17 protein-coding genes are annotated in these 19,242 nt (G+C 36.5%); 4 read left to right on the plus strand and 13 right to left on the minus strand.

Features of this window, described 5'->3' with window-relative positions:
• Positions 1-33: 33 nt before the first annotated feature.
• From V7014_RS18250 to V7014_RS18260, 3 genes are all read right to left on the minus strand, one after another.
• Positions 34-885 carry a 3-hydroxybutyryl-CoA dehydrogenase gene (locus tag V7014_RS18250; protein WP_335508986.1) on the minus strand — a complete coding sequence of 284 codons (852 nt, stop codon included), beginning with the start codon at positions 883-885 and terminating at the stop codon, positions 34-36.
• 127 nt (positions 886-1,012) lie between these two features.
• Positions 1,013-2,200 carry an acetyl-CoA C-acetyltransferase gene (locus tag V7014_RS18255; RefSeq protein WP_335508989.1) on the minus strand — a complete coding sequence of 396 codons (1,188 nt, stop codon included), beginning with the start codon at positions 2,198-2,200 and terminating at the stop codon, positions 1,013-1,015.
• A gap of 219 nt (positions 2,201-2,419) precedes the next feature.
• Complete coding sequence (locus V7014_RS18260) at positions 2,420-4,531, minus strand: (Fe-S)-binding protein (RefSeq protein WP_335509032.1); 2,112 nt, start codon at positions 4,529-4,531, stop codon at positions 2,420-2,422.
• 280 nt (positions 4,532-4,811) lie between these two features.
• Here V7014_RS18260 and cls point away from each other — a divergent pair, with 280 nt between their 5' ends.
• Both cls and uvsE read left to right on the plus strand, forming a co-directional pair.
• Positions 4,812-6,014 carry a cardiolipin synthase gene (gene cls, locus V7014_RS18265; RefSeq protein ID WP_335508991.1) on the plus strand — a complete coding sequence of 401 codons (1,203 nt, stop codon included), beginning with the start codon at positions 4,812-4,814 and terminating at the stop codon, positions 6,012-6,014.
• Positions 6,015-6,027: 13 nt separating this feature from the next.
• Positions 6,028-6,981 (plus strand): UV DNA damage repair endonuclease UvsE, encoded by a 954-nt coding sequence (gene uvsE, locus V7014_RS18270; protein ID WP_335508993.1) that lies wholly within the window; start codon positions 6,028-6,030, stop codon positions 6,979-6,981.
• Positions 6,982-7,037: 56 nt separating this feature from the next.
• On the opposite strand, the gene argS is transcribed toward uvsE, so the two are convergent.
• The 3 genes from argS to speE all read right to left on the minus strand — a co-directional run bounded on the left by argS (position 7,038) and on the right by speE (position 10,445).
• The gene (gene argS, locus V7014_RS18275; protein WP_335508994.1) at positions 7,038-8,708 is read right to left on the minus strand and encodes an arginine--tRNA ligase; all 1,671 of its coding nucleotides are present in this window, start codon (positions 8,706-8,708) and stop codon (positions 7,038-7,040) included.
• A complete protein-coding gene (locus V7014_RS18280; protein WP_335508997.1) occupies positions 8,709-9,143 on the minus strand; it encodes a DUF1934 domain-containing protein in 435 nt (144 codons plus the stop codon).
• 474 nt (positions 9,144-9,617) lie between these two features.
• Positions 9,618-10,445 (minus strand): spermidine synthase, encoded by an 828-nt coding sequence (speE, locus tag V7014_RS18290; protein WP_335508999.1) that lies wholly within the window; start codon positions 10,443-10,445, stop codon positions 9,618-9,620.
• Between the two features lie 371 nt (positions 10,446-10,816).
• Here speE and V7014_RS18295 point away from each other — a divergent pair, with 371 nt between their 5' ends.
• Entirely contained in the window at positions 10,817-12,877 is a 2,061-nt protein-coding gene (locus V7014_RS18295; RefSeq protein WP_335509001.1) for a transglycosylase domain-containing protein, read from the plus strand.
• 157 nt (positions 12,878-13,034) lie between these two features.
• Here V7014_RS18295 and V7014_RS18300 read toward each other — a convergent pair whose 3' ends face one another.
• The 4 genes from V7014_RS18300 to V7014_RS18315 form a co-directional block, all read right to left on the minus strand.
• Positions 13,035-13,814, minus strand: coding sequence for an SDR family oxidoreductase (locus tag V7014_RS18300; protein WP_335509003.1), 780 nt, complete (start codon positions 13,812-13,814; stop codon positions 13,035-13,037).
• A gap of 251 nt (positions 13,815-14,065) precedes the next feature.
• Positions 14,066-14,653 (minus strand): TIGR00730 family Rossman fold protein, encoded by a 588-nt coding sequence (locus V7014_RS18305; protein ID WP_335509005.1) that lies wholly within the window; start codon positions 14,651-14,653, stop codon positions 14,066-14,068.
• A 255-nt stretch (positions 14,654-14,908) separates the two neighbouring features.
• Positions 14,909-15,412: a YwhD family protein gene (locus V7014_RS18310; RefSeq protein WP_335509006.1), complete on the minus strand. Its 504-nt coding sequence runs from the start codon at positions 15,410-15,412 to the stop codon at positions 14,909-14,911.
• 21 nt (positions 15,413-15,433) lie between these two features.
• Positions 15,434-16,084, minus strand: a complete 651-nt coding sequence (locus tag V7014_RS18315) for a site-2 protease family protein (protein WP_335509033.1) — start codon at positions 16,082-16,084, stop codon at positions 15,434-15,436.
• A gap of 179 nt (positions 16,085-16,263) precedes the next feature.
• Between V7014_RS18315 and V7014_RS18320 the strand changes: the two genes are divergently transcribed.
• Positions 16,264-16,449, plus strand: coding sequence for a 2-hydroxymuconate tautomerase (locus tag V7014_RS18320; protein WP_335509009.1), 186 nt, complete (start codon positions 16,264-16,266; stop codon positions 16,447-16,449).
• An 87-nt stretch (positions 16,450-16,536) separates the two neighbouring features.
• On the opposite strand, the gene V7014_RS18325 is transcribed toward V7014_RS18320, so the two are convergent.
• From V7014_RS18325 to V7014_RS18335, 3 genes are all read right to left on the minus strand, one after another.
• On the minus strand, positions 16,537-17,049 hold the full coding sequence (locus V7014_RS18325; protein ID WP_335509011.1) for a YwgA family protein: 513 nt from the start codon (positions 17,047-17,049) through the stop codon (positions 16,537-16,539).
• A 234-nt stretch (positions 17,050-17,283) separates the two neighbouring features.
• Positions 17,284-18,588: an HD domain-containing protein gene (locus tag V7014_RS18330; RefSeq protein WP_335509013.1), complete on the minus strand. Its 1,305-nt coding sequence runs from the start codon at positions 18,586-18,588 to the stop codon at positions 17,284-17,286.
• Between the two features lie 192 nt (positions 18,589-18,780).
• Positions 18,781-19,002: a DUF1450 domain-containing protein gene (locus V7014_RS18335; RefSeq protein WP_335509015.1), complete on the minus strand. Its 222-nt coding sequence runs from the start codon at positions 19,000-19,002 to the stop codon at positions 18,781-18,783.
• Positions 19,003-19,242 lie beyond the last annotated feature (240 nt).

The following is a 19,242-nucleotide window of genomic DNA, read 5'->3' on the forward strand; positions in this document are numbered from 1 at the left end:
CGCCAGTTTGAACGGGATAAAACCCCATCTTGCTTATTCGTACGTATAAAAACCTTTTCCTGTCTTTTTCCCTAACCAACCAGCTTTTACATATTTTCGAAGTAATGGACAAGGACGATATTTAGTATCACCGAATCCTTCATGCAGTGTCTCCATAATGTACAAGCAAGTATCTAATCCGATGAAGTCCGCCAATGCAAGGGGCCCCATTGGGTGATTCATACCTAGCTTCATCACTTCATCAATCGCTTCCTTCGTTGCCACACCTTCATATAAAGTGTAAATTGCCTCATTAATCATCGGCATTAAAATACGGTTAGCAACGAAACCAGGAAAATCATTCACTTCAACAGGTACCTTATTTAATGCTTTTGCTAAATCTTCTACCACTTGATACACTTCATCACTTGTTGCAAGTCCCCTAATTACCTCAACTAGCTTCATAACTGGTACTGGATTCATAAAATGCATACCAATTACTTTCTCTGGTCTATTCGTAACGGCTGCAATTTCGGTTATAGGTAAAGAAGAAGTGTTTGTTGCTAAAATGGTATGTTCAGCAGCAATTCCATCTAATTCAGCAAACAACTTTGATTTAATCTCCATGTTTTCTACCGCTGCTTCGATGACAATATCTACTTTAGCAGCATTTTGCAGATCAACAGAAGGTGTTAGACGTTGAAAAGTTTGTGTTTGTTCTTCTTCTGTCATCTTGCCTTTAGATACTTGGCGCTCAAGGTTTTTCTTAATGACATTTAAACCCTTTTCAACAAATTCTTCTTTTAAGTCATGAAGATGCACATTATACCCTGCCATAGCACATACTTGTGCGATGCCTCCACCCATTTGTCCTGCGCCAATTACCATGATTTGTTTAACAGTCAATTTAACTTCCCCCTTTAACTTCCTAACCCCTTGTTGCGAATTGAGCGGTTGTTCAATTTAACAGGTAAATGATGTTGGGTAGGGGTTTAAGTCAATTCCCACCCAACAGTTATTTATTGCCTATTTCTTATGCTTTTGGTACTTCAATCATAATTGCATCGCCTTGACCGCCGCCGCTACAAATAGCTGCAACACCAATTCCGCCGCCTCTTCTCTTTAATTCATAAATTAAAGTAAGTATGATTCTTGTACCACTCGCGCCAATTGGATGCCCTAATGCTACAGCGCCACCATTTACGTTAACTTTGTCAGGATTTAAGTTGGCTAATCTATTACTCGCTATTGCTACGGCAGCAAATGCTTCATTGATTTCAAATAAGTCAATATCAGCTGCTGTCTTTCCAGTTTTCTTTAAGATCTCATTAATGACTAAACCAGGTGTTTGTGGAAAATCTTTCGCTTCAATTGCAATTTCCGCATGCCCTAGAATATAAGCTAACGGCTGTTTACCTTCTTTCTCAGCTCTTTCATCACTCATTAATACCAGCGCAGCTGCACCATCATTTACTCCTGGAGCATTACCAGCGGTAATCGTACCTTCTTTACCAAATGCCGGTTTTAAATTTGATAGCGTTTCCAAAGAAGTTCCTTTTCTAGGAGCTTCATCGTGTTCAACAAGCTTTGGTTCACCTTTTCGTTGTGGTATTTCTACCGCCACAATTTCTTCTGCTAGTTTGCCAGATTCAGTAGCTTCTAACGCTAGTTTATGACTGCGATATGACCACTGATCTTGCTCTTCTCTACTAATCTCTAATTCAGCTGCTGTACTGTTACCAAATGTCCCCATGTGAACACCTGTAAAGCTACAAGTTAAGCCATCGTAAATCATTAAATCTTTGACCGTAGATTCACCCATTCTCATTCCCCAGCGTGCATTCGGAAGGATATATGGAGCATTACTCATTGATTCCATTCCACCTGCAACAATTACTTCTTCTTCACCTGCACGAATAAGTAAATCCGCTAGTGTCACACTTCGCATACCAGATGCACAAACTTTATTAATTGTTTCTGTTTTAACGTTCCAAGGTAAATCCGCTTTTCTAGAAGCTTGACGTGATGGAATTTGCCCCTGGCCACCTTGTAAAACCGTTCCCATAATTACCTCGCCAACCGACTCAGGATTTACATCTCCTCTTTTCAAAGCTTCTTTAATTACAATTCCTCCAAGATCAGAAGCAGATAAACTACCTAAGGCTCCACCAAATTTTCCAAATGGCGTTCTGACCCCACTAACAATAACCGTTCTTGCCATCTCACCCACACCTTTCTTCTGAAAATTCCGATAATAATTCTCAAACGACTGTTGACTGAACGCTCGCTCAAAATAATACGAAAGAAAAGGGAAGCACATTCATGCTACCCTATTTTTCTGTGAAAATTTCAAACAAACAATTGACCCTTTAACAATTTCATTTTACATGAATATTTAACAATTTAAAACATTTTTGTTCAAAAAAGTAAAATGCAGAAATTACGCTTCAACAGCCGTTCTCGTACCTACAACTGCTCTTTCTAATAACTCTGCAACGTCATAAGTTCCAACTGACTCTTCCACTTCTTTCGCTTTCGTACCGTCTGAAAGCATCGTTAAACAATATGGACAGCCTGAACTAATTACAGATGGTTTCACAACTAAAGCTTGCTCCGTTCTCGCAACATTGATTCTGTGTCCAGTTTCTTCTTCCATCCACATTAATCCACCACCAGCACCACAGCACATTCCTGTTTCACGGTTTCTTTCCATTTCCACCAGTTTAACTCCAGGAATCGCTTTCAAAATCTCACGTGGAGGATCATACACTTCGTTATAACGTCCTAAGTAACAAGAATCATGGAATGTGATTGTCTCATTTACTTCAAACGTTGGTTTCAACTTACCTTCTTGAACTAATTTCGCTAACACTTCTGTATGGTGGAATACTTCCGCCTCCAAACCAAAGTCAGGATATTCATTCTTGAAGATATTATATGCATGCGGATCGATTGTGACAATTTTCTTCACGTCATTCTTCTCGAATTCCGCAATATTGTTTGTCGCTAATTCTTGGAACACGAATTCATTTCCAAGACGTCTCGCTGTATCACCAGAGTTCTTTTCCTTGTTTCCAAGAATTGCAAACTGCACATCTGCTTCGTTTAGAAGCTTAGCAAATGATAATGCAATTTTTTGGCTTCGGTTATCATATGAACCCATAGAGCCTACCCAGAATAAGTATTCAAACTCTTCTCCAGCTTTTTTCATTTCCTTCACTGTCGGAATCGTTACATCTTCACGAATTTCACGCCAGCTTTCTCTTTCTTTTCTGTTAAGTCCCCAAGGATTACCTTGACGCTCAATATTTTGCATCGCACGTTGTGCATCTGGATTCATCTTACCTTCCGTCAACACAAGGTATCGACGTAAATCAATAATTTTATCAACATGCTCATTCATAACTGGACATTGATCTTCACAGTTACGACAAGTTGTGCAACCCCAAATTTCTTCTTCAGTGATAACATCACCAATTAAACTTGGATTATAAATTGATGTTGCTGCTTGTTCTTCTACACCTTGTCCAGCTGCAGCTAGAGCTAATTGGTTGCCTTTCGTATTTGAAAAAGCAAATCCTGGTACCCAAGGTTGTTGCCTTGTTACTACAGCACCTTTTTCCGTTAAATGATCTCGTAATTTCAAAATCAAATCCATCGGCGAAAGCATCTTACCTGTTCCTGTTGCTGGGCACATGTTTGTACAACGACCACATTCTACGCATGCATACAAATCAATTAATTGGTTTTGTCTGAAATCTTCAATTTTTCCAACACCAAAAGATTCTTGTGTCTCGTCTTCAAAATCAATTTTTGTTAATTTCCCTGGATTCGATAATCTGTGAAAATAAACATTGGCTGGTCCTGCGATTAAGTGAGCATGCTTCGATTGTGGTACATACACTAGGAATGTAAGTAAAATCAGCGCATGAATCCACCAAGCAATATAGAACCCAATAATTGCACCAGTTTCACCAATGCCTCCAAAAGCGACCGCTACTACCGAGGCAATTGGTTCAGCCCAACCTGGCTCATGTCCGTGCCAAATCATCGCCATACCATTACCAAATAAAGTTGAAAACATCAAACCGCCGATAAAAATGAGGACTAATCCTGATTTAAAACCTCGCTTCAAACGGACTAGCTTCTCGATGTAACGACGATAGAATGCCCAAAATACTGCTACTAGTATTACTAAAGCAACGATTTCTTGAAAAAAAGTAAAGGCTGGATACAACGGACCAAACGGTAAATGTGCACCTGGCTTAATACCTTTAATAATTAAATCAATTGCTCCGAACTGTACTAGTATAAAGCCATAGAAGAACATCACATGCATAATACCGCTTTTCTTATCCTTCAATAACTTCTTCTGACCAAAAACATTTTCCCAGACTAATTGCAACCTCTCTTTTACACGGTTATCAAATTCCAATTTCTTACCTAATTTGATATATTTAATTCTCGTTTTAATTAAATATACAAACAGGCTAATGGCGTATGCAACAATCAGTAAAAACGCGATGAGGTTAACCCATAATAATCCTTCCATTTCGTCTCCTTCCCCATAAAGAGCAACGAAAGATGTAGTTTTAACTGACAAAACCTTTCTTTTCGATTGCAATCCCCTTAATGATTTTTGTTTTATTTGTCTGAATTTTTTATTTATTAATTCTATATTATATAGTGAATAGTTATTCAGTCAACGTTTTTCTACTTTTTTCTACACCATATTTCTTCTCCATTTGCCTATTTTGGTTTATTCTACGTGTTTTGAGAAACAATAAATACATTACGATTTTTAACGTATTTACGTAGAGGAGAGAAAGTATTTGAAAGCACTTTTAATTATTTTAATATGTATTTTAATATTCGTAATACTACTCATCATAGATTTCAAATTAGGTCGCATGAAACATTTATCAAAAACAAAAAAAACAACTTATCCTAAACGATATAGTGACTTTTCACTGTATACTTCAGGACCAGAACTTTTCGAGAAGTTTTTTCAAGATATACAACAAGCTAAACAATATGTACACGTTCTTTTTTTCATTGTGAAAAATGATAAAATCAGTCAACAATTCACAAACCTATTGAAGAAAAAAGCTGCTGAAGGATTGGATGTTCGTCTGTTACTAGACTGGGGTGGGAGCTTAAGTTTCAGTCAACAAACCATCGCCGCATTAAAAAAAGCAGGCGTGAAGTTTTCATTTAGTCATTTGCCAAAATTCCCTTATTTCTTTTACTCTTCTCAAGAAAGAAATCATCGAAAAATCACGATCATTGATGGGAAAATCGGCTATATTGGCGGTTTTAACATTGGTAAAGAGTACATTAACCAAGACAAAAAACTAACCCCTTGGCGAGATTATCATTTACGAGTAAAAGGTGAAGGTGTTCAGGACTTAGAAATAGAATTTTTGGCAGATTGGTTAGAAGGTTCAGGTGAAGACGTTAAATACAAAGATGTATTTGTTCACGAAGGATATAAAGGAAAACATCCCCATCAATTTGTCCCGACCGAAGGGATGTTTTTGCAGGAAACGTACATCGATCTTATTCAGCAAGCTAAAGAGTCCATCATTATTGGGACACCCTATTTCATTCCTTCCAAAAGAATCATGGAAGAATTAATTTATGCTCTACGGAAAGGTATTCATTTACAAATTCTTGTGCCAGAAACATCTGATCACATCTTTGTAAAAGAAGCTTCTTTTCCTTACTTTCGGACATTACTTTCATATGGAGCTGATATTTATCAATACCAAAAAGGTTTTTTCCATGCGAAGTACGTATTAATCGATGATAGAATTCTGGATATTGGTACCGCTAATTTTGATAAACGTAGTCTGTTTCTAAATCACGAAATCAACTGTATCATTTATGATCCAGCATACATTGCTGAAGTGAAGAAAGAGATTATCATTGATTTTGAAAATAGCAGTGCTATGTCACTTAAACAATTAAATACATTTAACATTTTGCGATTCATAAAAGAAAAAATAGCTGCCACGATTGCCGTATTTTTGTAAGGAGAGAGCAATCATGAATATTCGATTTGGATATGTATCAACTGCTATATCATTATGGGATGCATCCCCTTCTAAAACCATCACATTCAAGCGTTATTCCCAACTTAATCAAACGGAAAGACAAGCCAAATTACATGCTGTAACTCTGGCCAATATTTCTAACACGAAGCGGATGCTTTACTATAACGCTGCACACGAAATTGAATTATATCGTCTATCAAGTTCAATTGTTCCACTTGCCACCCATCCTGAAGTAAATTGGGATTTCGTTACTCCCTTTCGTGAGCAATGGAGAGAACTAGGAGAGATTATTAATAAGCACAATATGAGAGCGAGCTTTCATCCAAATCAATTCACTCTATTTACAAGTCCACGACCTGAAATTACGATCAATTCTGTTAGAGACCTTGAATATCATTATAAAATGCTTGAAGCAATGGGAATCGAAGAAAGATCATACATGAATATTCATGTTGGTGGTGCTTATGGAGATAAAAAGGCTTCGATAGCACGTTTTCATGAAAATATAAAGCAAGTACCCTCGGATATCAAAATCCGCATGACCCTTGAAAATGATGATAAAACGTATACTGCTAGCGAAACATTGGCAGTGTGTGAACGTGAACATATTCCATGTGTTTTCGATTATCATCATCATATGGCCAATCCTTGTGAAGAACCTTTAACCGAGTTACTACCTCGTATTTTTCAAACATGGCAACATACTGGCTTGAAACCCAAAATTCATATATCATCACCAAAATCGGAGAAAGAATTTCGCTCTCATTCTGATTTCATCGACTTAAACTTCATTCAACCTTTTCTATCTGATTTAAAGAAAGTAAATATGGATGTAGATTTCATAATCGAGGCAAAGAGTAAAGACCAAGCGTTACTCCGACTAGTTGAAGAACTTTCAAAAATCCGAGGTGTAAAGCGGATTAGCGGTGCGTCTGTTAATTTATAAGAAAAGAATTTATCTATAACTAAAAAGGCTGCCTCATGAGAGGCAGCCTTTTTAGTTTACATTTTTTCAGGAGCTGATACACCGATTAATGATAATGCATTACGAAGTGTAATTCGAACTGATTGAATTAATGCTAAACGCGCTTTTGAACGTTCAACATTTTCTTGATCTAATACTTTCTCCGCATTATAGAAACTGTGGAAAATAGATGCTAAATCAAAGATATAGTTAGTGATTCGGTGAGGTAAACGTTTCTCAGCTGCTTCAGCAATTACTTGTGGGAAGTCACCTAGCTTTTTCAGAACATCAAATTCTTTTTCCGAAGTAATAAGTGATAAATCATATTTACCATCTAGTTCGTAACCTAGTTCTTTTCCTTGACGAAGGATACTGCAAATACGTGCATGTGCATATTGTGCATAGTAAACTGGATTATCATTAGATTGAGATACTGCTAAATCTAGGTCAAAGTCCATATGTGTGTCAGCGCTTCTCATTGCGAAGAAATAACGAGTTGCATCTAAGCCTACTTCTTCTACTAAATCACGCATCGTAACAGCTTTACCCGTACGTTTACTCATTTTCATTTTCTCGCCATCTTTATATAAATGAACAAGTTGAATAATCTCAACTTCTAATTGATCTTGTTCATATCCAAGAGCTTCAATCGCAGCTTTCATACGTGGGATATAACCGTGGTGGTCTGCTCCCCAAATATTAATTAGCTTTTCGAATCCACGAGCGAATTTATCACGGTGATAAGCGAGATCTGGAGTTAAATATGTGTATGAACCATCTTGTTTAATTAGAACACGATCCTTATCATCACCTAGGTCAGTTGAACGGAACCAAGTTGCTCCATCTTGCTCATAAATGTGTCCACGCTCTCTTAAATCAGATAGTGCTTCATCGATTTTTCCATTTTCATAAAGCGATGTTTCTGAATACCATACATCGAAAGGTACACGGAATTCTTCTAGATCTTCCTTCAATTTACCTAATTCATATTTCAACCCATACTCACGGAAGAAATCAAAACGAGCTTGTTCATCTTCATGCGTAAAACGCTCACCGAATTCTTCTGCTAACTTCTTACCAATTTCAATAATATCTTGGCCATGGTAACCATCTTCCGGCATTTCTTTATCTAAACCAAGCGCTTGGAAATAACGAGCTTCAACAGATAAAGCAAGATTATTAATTTGGTTTCCTGCATCATTAATGTAGTATTCTCTAGAAACATCATAACCCGCTTTATCTAAAATGTTACATAAAGAATCCCCAACTGCTGCCCCACGAGCATGACCTAAGTGTAAGTTTCCTGTAGGATTAGCTGATACGAATTCTACTTGGATTTTTTGTCCGTTACCTACTTTACTCTCACCATATTTCTCATCAAGATTCAAGATTGTAGGAATAATCTTCGTTACATATGAATTATCCATATAGAAATTAATGAAGCCTGGTCCAGCAATTTCAATTTTTTCAATAGAAGCTTTTGATTGTTCAAAGTTTGCAACTAATTCTTCTGCAATCATACGTGGTGCTTTTTTTGCTACTCTTGCTAATTGCATCGCCATGTTTGTAGAATAGTCACCATTTGCTTTATCTTTTGGTGTTTCAAGAATCACATTAGGTATTTGTTCTTCTGTTGCTAAGTTTGCTTTTATAACAGCAGCTTTAATTTCCTGCTTTAACTTTTCTTGTACTTGTTCAACGATATTCATTTATTTTGTTTCCTCCTTGTAGTGAATCGACATATCGTATTGACCTACATCATTCCCCTGCATATTCAAATCATAAATTAGATGAACCTTACCTTCTTTCTTCTGTTCATCCCACGAATGATTCATTTGCTTAGCAGTAGTTAACATTTGCATCGTTCCATATGGGCTTTCAAACGTTCCAACTGTCATTAAGTCCTTTAGAAACTTTTGTCTCATTTTCACATGACCACTTCTCATAATGAAGGCTTCTTCAGGTGACCATTTTACAATCGTATGTGTTTTGTTCAAGTCTTGCTGCACTTCATCATATCTAAGATAAATAGAATGGCCTTTATGCTGTAATGTACCAAAGGTCAAGAGTTCATAAGAATCGCTTTCTTCACCATTAGTAACGGTTGTTTTTAATTCTACTCTTACTGATTTCGTTTCTGACACGCTTCTCACCCTTTATTTTGTTTGAAAAAGGTTATATTTTCTATTTTATTAAAATCATTAACCATTGATTTTATACTTTAACTTTCATAAGTATAAAGATTCTTATTTTAAGTTTCAACTATACGCAAGTACTAGATAGTGGTATTACCGTTTTTTCAGAAAAGCGAAAGCGTCCTGGTTAGCTTCGTATATTCTTTCGCCCATCGACTGAGATAAAGGAAACACGAAGAGACAATAGGAGTTGGACGCTGGAGCTAGACATCACAAATAATAGCTTAAATCAAAAAAAGATAACCTATCCATAAATGAAGGTTATCTTTTGAGTTATCTTTTATTTGTGTTAAATCCAGGGAGGTGACTGTCGATCCAGTCCATCGGCATACCATACAGTACAGCATCACTTTCTTCATAATTATTATTCATTCCTATAAACACATTACCAGAAAAAGGCTCAGCGAAATTCAAAAAAACTCTTTATTTCGTAAGATCAGCTACAAATTTAGGTAAAACAAAAGCAGCTTTATGAAGCTCTTTCGTATAATACTTCGTTTCTATTTCATGAAAGGTTTCAGAGTCTACTTCAAGCGGATCGTATTTTTTCGATCCTAATGTGAAACACCATAATCCACTTGGGTACGTTGGGATATTTGCTGTATATAGGCGAGTAACTGGAAAGATAGACTTCACATCCCTTTGAACTTCTGCGATTAAATCTGCTTTAAACCAAGGGTTGTCCGATTGAGCAACGAATAAGCCATCTTCTTTCAACGCCTTGCTAATGCCTGCATAAAACCCTTTCGTAAATAAATTCACTGCAGGACCAACAGGTTCAGTGGAATCAACCATAATAACATCATATTGATTCTCTGATTTTGCGATATGCATGAATCCGTCTCCCACTTGCACATTTACTCGTGGGTCATCTAACTTACCTGCAATCGAAGGTAAATACTCCTTAGAATATTTAATTACTTTTCCATCTATATCAACCAATGTTGCTTTTTTAACACTTGGATGTTTTAAAACTTCACGAATGACCCCACCATCCCCGCCACCAACAACAAGCACTTGTTCAGGATTAGGATGAGTAAAAAGAGGTACATGAGCAACCATTTCATGATAGACAAATTCATCTTTCTCCGTTGTCATAACCATATCATCCAAAAGCAACATTTTACCCCATTCTTCTGTTTCGACCATCTCAAGTTTTTGAAAATCTGTCTGCTCTGTGCGAAAGGTCTGATTAATCTTCATCGTAATACCAAAGTTGTCTGTTTGTTTCTCCGTGAACCAAATACCCATGCTATCTACTCCCTTCCTTTACTCACTAAAAAGCGCTCCTACTCTTTTTAAAAATTCAAAAAATAGAATACACGAAAAGTATAGAACAACTTCGATATTTATCAAGAAAAATATTTCATTTTATGAAGAAATGTTTAAAAACAGGTAATTTTTTTCATACTAAATAAGAAAGGCGGAAGCACCCGGTTAGCTCCGTATGGACTGGAGCCTATCGACTGAGATAAAGGAAACACGAAGAGCTGACAAGCGATTCGATGTTGACTTATCGTAGGGAGATTGGCGAAGTCCACTAGGAGCTGGGCGCTGGAGCTAGACAATAAGAAAAGCGAAAGCGCCTGCATAAAAAATATAAAGATGAGAGGGTGGAAATAGTGGAAATTCTAACTGGACAACGTTTAAATAAAGCAGCAAAACTATTTCGAGCTGCTATCATCTTATTTTCACTATTATTAATAGTTGTATTAGCACTCTATTTCTGTGTACTGATTTACGCAAAAATACTTGGGGCACCACCATTAGCTGTTCCTCAGTCGTCTCTTTTCTACAGTGACGATGGAACCTTATTCGCTGAATCCCATACAGGACAAAAACGTTACTGGACAAAGTTAGAAGACATTTCACCAGAAATGGTAGCTGCAGTATTAGCTGTAGAGGATCGTGGATTCTATGAACATAATGGCTTCGATTACAAAAGGATTGCGGGAGCCGTTTTTGCCGATGTAAAAGCAATGGCGAAAGTACAAGGTGCAAGTACTATTACACAACAATACGCGCGAAATCTTTTCTTGAATCATGAAAAAACATGGTTTCGAAAGTTGAATGAGGCGCTTTATACAGTGCGTATAGAAATGAATTATTCTAAAGATGAAATATTAGAAGGTTATTTAAATACGATTTACTTTGGACATGGAGCGTACGGTGTTCAAGCAGCTAGTCAGTACTATTTCGGTAAAGATGCGAAAGATTTAACCGTCTCCGAAGCAGCTATGCTAGCTGGGATACCGAAAGGGCCTTCACATTACTCGCCTTTTCTTTCTTTAGAAAACGCGAAAAAAAGACAAGCAATCGTATTAGCTTCTATGGCACATGAGAAATATATAAAAAAAGAACAAATAAGCTTATTTCAAAATGAACCGATATCCTTAAATGGAAATCATGAAAAACAAAAGCAACTTGCACCATATTATTTCGATGCTGTACAACAAGTTTTAAAATCACAACTCCACCTCGATGACAAAACACTTGCACTCGGTGGGCTTAAGGTTTATACAACATTGAACTTACATGCACAACAAGTAGGTGAAGAAACATTTCAATCTCGTTTCTCTAACGATTCAGATATTCAGGGAGCTCTTGTAGCCATGAATCCAAAGAATGGTGAAGTTAAAGCACTCATAGGGGGACGTAACTATGAAGAGAGCTCTTTCAATCGTGCTACTCAAGCAGTTCGTCAACCTGGTTCAACCCTGAAACCACTGTTGTATTATTCAGCCTTAGAGCATGGATTTACACCAACAACCATGTTAAAGAGCGAAGCGACAACCTTTACTTTCGATGACGGTAAAGCTTCCTATACACCACGTAATTTCAACTCGCAATATGCAAATAAGGAAATTTCATTAGCCCAAGCTATTGCGGTATCAGATAATGTGTACGCTATTAAAACTCACCTTTTTCTAGGTGAGAAGCAGCTTCAGAAAACAGCTAAGAAATTCGGAATCCAAAGTAATATTGAAACGGTTCCTGCTTCTGCGCTTGGTACTTCAGGTGTGAAAGTAATTGAGATGGTAAACGCATATAGTAGAATCGCAAGTGGTGGGAAAGCAGTGAATCCTGTCTTAATTAAGAAAGTAGAAAACCATAAAGGCGAAGTCATTTATCAAGCTCCTATATTTACAGAAGATGTATTAGATCCTAATCAAGCATTCGTCTTAACAGGAATGTTAACAGGTGTATTCAATCAAAAGCTGAATGGCTATGCTTCCGTAACCGGATCAACCGTCGTTCCACGATTAACACGACAATATGCTGGAAAGTCCGGTTCCACTCAAACGGATAGTTGGATGATTGGTTATACACCAGAACTCGTTGCAGGAGTATGGACTGGCTATGACCAATCTAAGCTTATTGAACGAACTGCTGAAAAACAATACGCTAAAAATATTTGGGCTGACTTTATGGAAAATAGTTTACAGAAATCAACATTCAAAAAATTTAAGCCAACGAGTGACAATATTATTGGTATAAAAATTAATCCTGAAAGCGGTAAAATTGCTACGAAAGATTGCCCTGTTTCGGTTCTAACTTATTTTGTGAAAGGAACAGAACCAACAGAACATTGTACCTTACATTTGAGTGCTGAAGAAAAAGTAGAACCTGAAAAAGAAAAGAAGGCAACACCATGGTACAAAAAAATCATTCCATTTTGGTAAGAAAAAAGCGAAACTCCATAAAAGATAAGTAATTCAAATAATGTAGAGAATGTTTAAATTCACAACAACACAAAAACGCTTGGAAATTTATCCAAGCGTTTTTATTATTTATGAGGTAATTCATTGATTTACTCGATAGCAAGAAGGATGTTTATAATTACTTACCTAAAAAACCACCATCTGATCTAATAAATTGACCTGTAATCCACTGAGACTCGTCACTAGCTAGAAATTTAATTAATCTTGCTGCATCCTCTGGTACTCCTATGCGTCCCATTGGAAAAAGATGAGCGAAATGTTCTTTAGTCTCCTGATCCATCCACCCGGTATCCGTTGGACCTGGGTTAATAGAATTTACTGTTATTCCGATCGGTGCAAGTGCCACTGATAAAGGTTCAGTTATGGCGATAAGCATTCCTTTTGTTGCAATATATGCTAGATTGTTTGGATCTGGTCCACCCGAAACAAGATTGATTATTCTTCCGCCTATTTTCTTATCAAATGTGTTTTCAAACCTTTTAGCAAATTCTGTGCTCAACAATATCGTTCCACTATTATTTACTTTATAGTGTCTGTATAAAACTTCTTCATTTATGTTTCTAAAATTGGATGGAGCCTCGTATGTTGCGTTATTCACTAACACACTTGGATTACCGAGAGTTTCTTGAACTTTATCTAAAATTTTATTAGGTGCAGACGGGTCTGAGAGGTCCGCCTCCATATGGTTGCAGCATACTCCTAACCTTCTAATTTTTTCACATAAAAGATCCGGATAATTTCTTTCCAAACCATTTCCTTCATTTTGGTCAAAGTCACTCCAATGTGTGAAAAATATATCTGCTCCTGCTTCTGCAAGAGATAAGCATATAGCTGAGCCAATACCACTTGAACGGCTTGCTCCTGTAACAATCGCTATTTTATTTTTTAAGGGTTTCATAGCTTCCACTCCAATATTAGTATTTTTAACGTATTAAATATTGATAAAATATTATTAGAGTGTTGCCATACAAAAATTCCCCTTTCTTGCTACATCATTATTTAAGTATAACATATTTTCGAAATATTTTTAACTTTAAACATTTTTCCTACTTACTTAATGATGACTTCATTAAATTCGGTTGCGGTTTTTTACATTTCATTATCCGATGGTTCTTAAGAATAATATGAAAAGTCCAAAAACTGAACTATTTAAAGGATTCCCTCTTCTTTTTTGGAATATATTTTTTCGCCTGGTGCAATATATGTTTTAAATTGATCGAGCATCGTGCTTGGATTATCATCCAAAACAAGCATTGCCCGAAATTTATCTTGTAAAAATTGTTCATTTACCATATGAGTAAAAACAGCCATAAGTGGATCATAGAATTGATTTGTATTGAAGAGACCGCACGGCTTTTGGTGAAGACCAATTTGAGACCAAGTCACCACTTCAAAAAATTCTTCTAACGTTCCTGCTCCTCCTGGCATTGCGATAAACCCATCCGCCAATTCGGCCATTTTTGCTTTTCTCTCATGCATTGTATCCACAATAATCATTTCTGTTAATGAAGGATGAGCAAGTTCTTTATCTTTTAGCATTTTGGGCATAACACCGATTACTTCTCCACCCGCTTCTAGTACAGAATCAGCTATGGCACCCATCAAGCCGACACATGCTCCCCCGTAGACTAGCTTGATTTCCCTTTTCGCTAATTCCTTCCCAAGCGCAATTGCACCTTCACGATATGTCTCATTCGCCCCATTACTAGAACCACAAAACACAGCTACAGCTTTCAACTATAACCACCCTCCCCTATAAAGATACCGGTTATACGGGCCTTCGCCTCCATTATAAAGCAAAAAATTATCCAAACGTTTGAAAAAGGCTACCCTTATAAAAATCATTATGATTTCCAAAAGGCAGCCTTTTTCGTGTCCTAGTTTTACAGCGTTGTACGCTTATTTTTAAGTTTACTCATTGTTCACACAAACGACAAGTATAAAAAATCTTTTTAAAAGATTGTTAACATTTGGACTTATTGACTTTTTGTATCAACCAAGTTGTTGTTTTAATTCATCACTTGAACGATCCCACATACTAATATCATGCTTTTGTAAGAATTCTTTTAATACTGCCTTAGAACGATCATCCATATGGCTTGTAATAATTTTTCTCTTCATGGCTTTGTCTAGATTATTCACATGTTCAGGTAACGATTTGTATCCTCGACGAATACTGCGGTCTACAGTCATTTCACAAGCCGTTACACCTGCAAAGTAAGGTCCTACTTCATTTCGTTCAATAGCTACCCAAATAAGCCAATAAGGTTTTCCATTCGGTACTTCTTCTTTATTTTTCAAGAATTTGATGCCTTTTTCAGTAACGCTTCTCGCATGCATAGCGCCCACATCAATAAAAGCTTCCTGCTCTTGTACATCAATAATTATTGGAGAAATATTCTCAAGGCTTAATGAGCCTGTACCAAACCCTTTATGTCCATCTGTCGGGTTATTTTTAATAATGTTGAACTGCATTTTTTTCTTTTGATTATCCATCGTAGGCTCCTTTCTGCTTCATTACATAAATAGTGTATCAAAAAAGTTATCTAATCCATTTGAGATGGCTGGAATAACCGTATTAAAAATCGGTTGTATTGTGTACTGATCCAATGGAGTAAATAATAAAATTAAAAAGATTAATATGCCATATTGCTCGTACTGCGTCATTTTCGCTCGTACATGTGGAGATACCAAATCTTCAATAATTCGATATCCGTCTAATGGCGGAATTGGTATAAGGTTAAACACAAAAAGAAGAATGTTTAAACCAATCAGTTGATTCACGAATTGATATACGTAAATAGGTGGCTGTACTCCAGCACCCAATAGTCCATACCAAATTGCAAACGCTATTATAGCAATTAATAAATTACTAAGCGGCCCTGCTAATGAAACAAGTACTCCCGCCAATCGTGGATTTTTAAAATGATTTCGATTTACTGGAACTGGGCGCGCCCAACCAAAACCAGCTATTAATATTAAGATTGTACCTAAAGGATCAATATGTTCCTTTGGATTTAACGTTAATCGCCCTTGCTCTTTAGCAGTCGGATCGCCAAACTTATATGCCACATACGCATGCGCAAATTCATGCACAGTAAATGCAATCAATAAAGAAATAACTACATATGGCAACTGCTCTAATGGAAAGGCTAGTATACTATTCAAAAAATCCATATTTCACACTCCATAGTTATGGTATTACTAAGTATAGCGTATTATTATCAAAATGTTTAATTCCTAATATATTAAACGTAGATTTTCTATGATTCACTAGTCCGTATCTTGATTTTCCTAACATCTTATGAAAAACTACAATCAGAACAAGTGAAAGGAGATGTCCTATTATGCCATACGTAACTGTAAAAATGCTTGAAGGTCGTACTGAAGAACAAAAGAAAGCTTTAGTTGAAAAAGTAACAGAAGCTGTATCTGAAACATCTGGTGCTCCTAAGGAAAAAATTGTGGTTTTCATTGAAGAAATGCAAAAAAACCACTACGCAGTAGCTGGCAAACGCCTTAGCGATCAATAATGAAGTGCGGAAGTGCACGTTAGTTATCCAAAAGAGGATGCCTTTACAAGACATCCTCTTCTTGATATATAATAAGTCCGTTATTTCTTACTGCAACTTTTGAGCTTTATTAATCAATCGATTGATATAATCATATGCTTCATCGATTTCTTCAAGCGTATACTTTTGTTTACTTTTCAATGTATGAATTTTTTCAATTACTTCTTCTTTCTCTAACTCGTCGAAATAAAGCACCGTTGATACCAATTCTAAGAAGCGTGCATTCTGATTATTCATATCTTGCAAGCACTCTTCAACCGAAGGCATGTCCACTTTATATAGGTCTAAAAAATCCTCTCCAGCCTTTGAAAGAGTGTAACAATACTGTTGATAGCCGCCTTTTTTCTCCTTCACTTCGTTCAAGTAACCCATCTCACAAAGCTCTTCAATACGTAATGTCAGTTCTTCAGAATATGGACCATAAAAGTGGAATTGAAATTTCTCTTGAAAGGGAAACGAAATCTTTTTCGCTATATAAATCATCTTTTGTAGTTTCTTTCTCCCAGCTATTTCACCAACAGATGAGATGGCAAAAACAATTTTAGCATGGTCTTGGAACACAACATTACCTCCCTTCTAGAACAATTACGATTGCTCCAAAATTTCCTTAGATAAAACGAACCTTACTAGAAAAATTGGCACCATTCTTTTTTGATTTTCGAACTCATTTCTTGTTTTACTACAAAACTCAAAAAGAACCACGTCGCAGGTGGAAGCCAATCCATTCTTGAAAACCATCTATTGATTTCTCAATCAGGATCGGCGCTATTATTTCATGAACATACTTTTCTATAGTTAATCTATCCCTAACAACTTGCGAATTTGTCTCTTAATATTTCGTTTTGATGTCTCGTCTCTCAAGAAGTCCTCTGGAAAATATAATTTATGATCCGTTCTTCGCTTACCTGTTATCGCATCAACTATTTCAGACTCGCGAGACAATTCTTTTATTTCACCATTATTCATTAATAAATATATTGGTAGTCGCTCCTCTTCTTCTCCCGGACGATAGAAATCATATGGTAAATCGGATGAGTGATCAACCACTAAATAATACACAGGATCAATACCGGCCTTTTTGAATAAAGTCGTCAATTCCATCAGCATATTCATACCCACTTGAGAAGGATGAAATTCCACATATTTAAATAATCTTCGGTTTACAAAGCGGCTACATAAATCTTTCAAAATGGTATCTTCCTCTTCCTGCCATAACTGAAAATAATACATCATAATATGTTCGTCCATTTTGATGTAATCCTTCGTCGATACATTTCCTTCAAAAAGCGAATGAAAATGCAGTGGCTCCAGTTTGAAAGAATAACCTTTCGCGTATAACTCTTTAGCACGATGAAGAATTTTTGTTAAAATTACTTCTGCACTACGCGTAACAGGATGAAAATATACTTGCCAATACATTTGATATCGACTCATTATATAATCTTCCACAGCATGCATTCCACTACTTTTTATGACTACTTGATCCACACGGGGTCTCATGACACGTAATAATCGCTCCATATCAAAGTGACCATAGCTAACACCTGTAAAATAAGCATCGCGTTGCAAATAATCCATACGGTCAGCATCAATTTGGCTTGAAATTAAGCTAACAACTAGTTTATCTTGATACGTTTTTCCAATTACTTCTGCTACTTTCTTTGGAAAATCAGGAGCTACCCGTTTGAGAATCCCATTAACCTCAGTATCCCCTAAAATAATTTCCCTCGTAAAATGTTCATGATCTAAATCAAAGACCTTCTCAAATGAATGCGAAAACGGTCCATGACCTAAATCATGAAGTAAGGCCGCACATAATGATAACAACCGCTCTTCATCATTCCAGTCTTTACGCCCTTTAAATACATCATCAATAATTCGGCGTATAATTTCATACACACCAAGAGAATGATTAAATCGGCTATGTTCAGCTCCATGAAAAGTTAAAAAGGTTGTTCCTAGTTGTCGTATTCGTCTTAGTCGTTGAAATTCACGCGTTCCTATTAAATCCCAAATCACTCGATCTCTCACATGGATATAGCGATGCACTGGGTCTTTAAATACTTTCTCTTCGCTTAATTTCTCTTTAGAATATTCCATAGAATAACCTCATTTATTTAATCTTAAATGCTTTATTTCAGTTTAACACTATTAAGTTAAGAATGAACAATCAATTAGTAAAGTGAAGGAAATACAAAAAAGGTTACCTACTTCCGCGTTCTGCAGCCCAAAGGTAACCTAGTAATACTTATATATTAATTAACTCCATAAGTACTTACCAATAGAGAAATCTTATTTTATTTTGACTTTTACTTTTTCGATTAATTCATCTTCTGTCGGAGCTGCAACTGGGCGACTATTTACAAAAGTAAAAGATTTTTTTCTTCCAGGACCACAGTATGAATGACAAGCAATTTCAATTGTTGCTTCTGGATCGAGTTCTTTTAATCTTGGCACGAGCGTTTTAATATTTGTCGCTTGGCATTCGTCGCATACTTTAAATTCGTTAGCCATCCGTGATAACCACCCTTCTACGTAACAAATCTAATGGGTATTTTACTCTTACTTTCAATGAAAGTCAAAATGTAATTGTACAATTATTGTCCAACCTTACACCTGCCGTATGGCTCCTTTTTAATGGGTGTAAGAGCATAGCAGTAAATTCATCCTTAAAAAGGACCAGTGACAGTTTTTCTCATTGTCTAGCTCCAGCACCCAGCTCCTAGTGGACTTCTCCATCCTCCCTACGATAAG

The organism is Bacillus sp. JJ722 (assembly GCF_036963345.1).
In the GTDB taxonomy this organism is placed as follows: Bacteria; Bacillota; Bacilli; order Bacillales; family DSM-1321; genus Bacillus_AD.

Bases quoted from the DNA above. Each gene is read 5' to 3' on its own strand.
- V7014_RS18255 (WP_335508989.1), bottom strand. From the start codon at position 2,200: ATGGCAAGAACGGTTATTGTTAGTGGGGTCAGAACGCCATTTGGAAAA.
- V7014_RS18260 (WP_335509032.1), bottom strand. From the start codon at position 4,531: ATGGAAGGATTATTATGGGTTAACCTCATCGCGTTTTTACTGATTGTT.
- uvsE (WP_335508993.1), top strand. From the start codon at position 6,028: ATGAATATTCGATTTGGATATGTATCAACTGCTATATCATTATGGGAT.
- argS (WP_335508994.1), bottom strand. From the start codon at position 8,708: ATGAATATCGTTGAACAAGTACAAGAAAAGTTAAAGCAGGAAATTAAA.
- speE (WP_335508999.1), bottom strand. From the start codon at position 10,445: ATGGGTATTTGGTTCACGGAGAAACAAACAGACAACTTTGGTATTACG.
- V7014_RS18300 (WP_335509003.1), bottom strand. From the start codon at position 13,814: ATGAAACCCTTAAAAAATAAAATAGCGATTGTTACAGGAGCAAGCCGT.
- V7014_RS18310 (WP_335509006.1), bottom strand. From the start codon at position 15,412: ATGGATAATCAAAAGAAAAAAATGCAGTTCAACATTATTAAAAATAAC.
- V7014_RS18320 (WP_335509009.1), top strand. From the start codon at position 16,264: ATGCCATACGTAACTGTAAAAATGCTTGAAGGTCGTACTGAAGAACAA.
- V7014_RS18330 (WP_335509013.1), bottom strand. From the start codon at position 18,588: ATGGAATATTCTAAAGAGAAATTAAGCGAAGAGAAAGTATTTAAAGAC.
- V7014_RS18335 (WP_335509015.1), bottom strand. From the start codon at position 19,002: ATGGCTAACGAATTTAAAGTATGCGACGAATGCCAAGCGACAAATATT.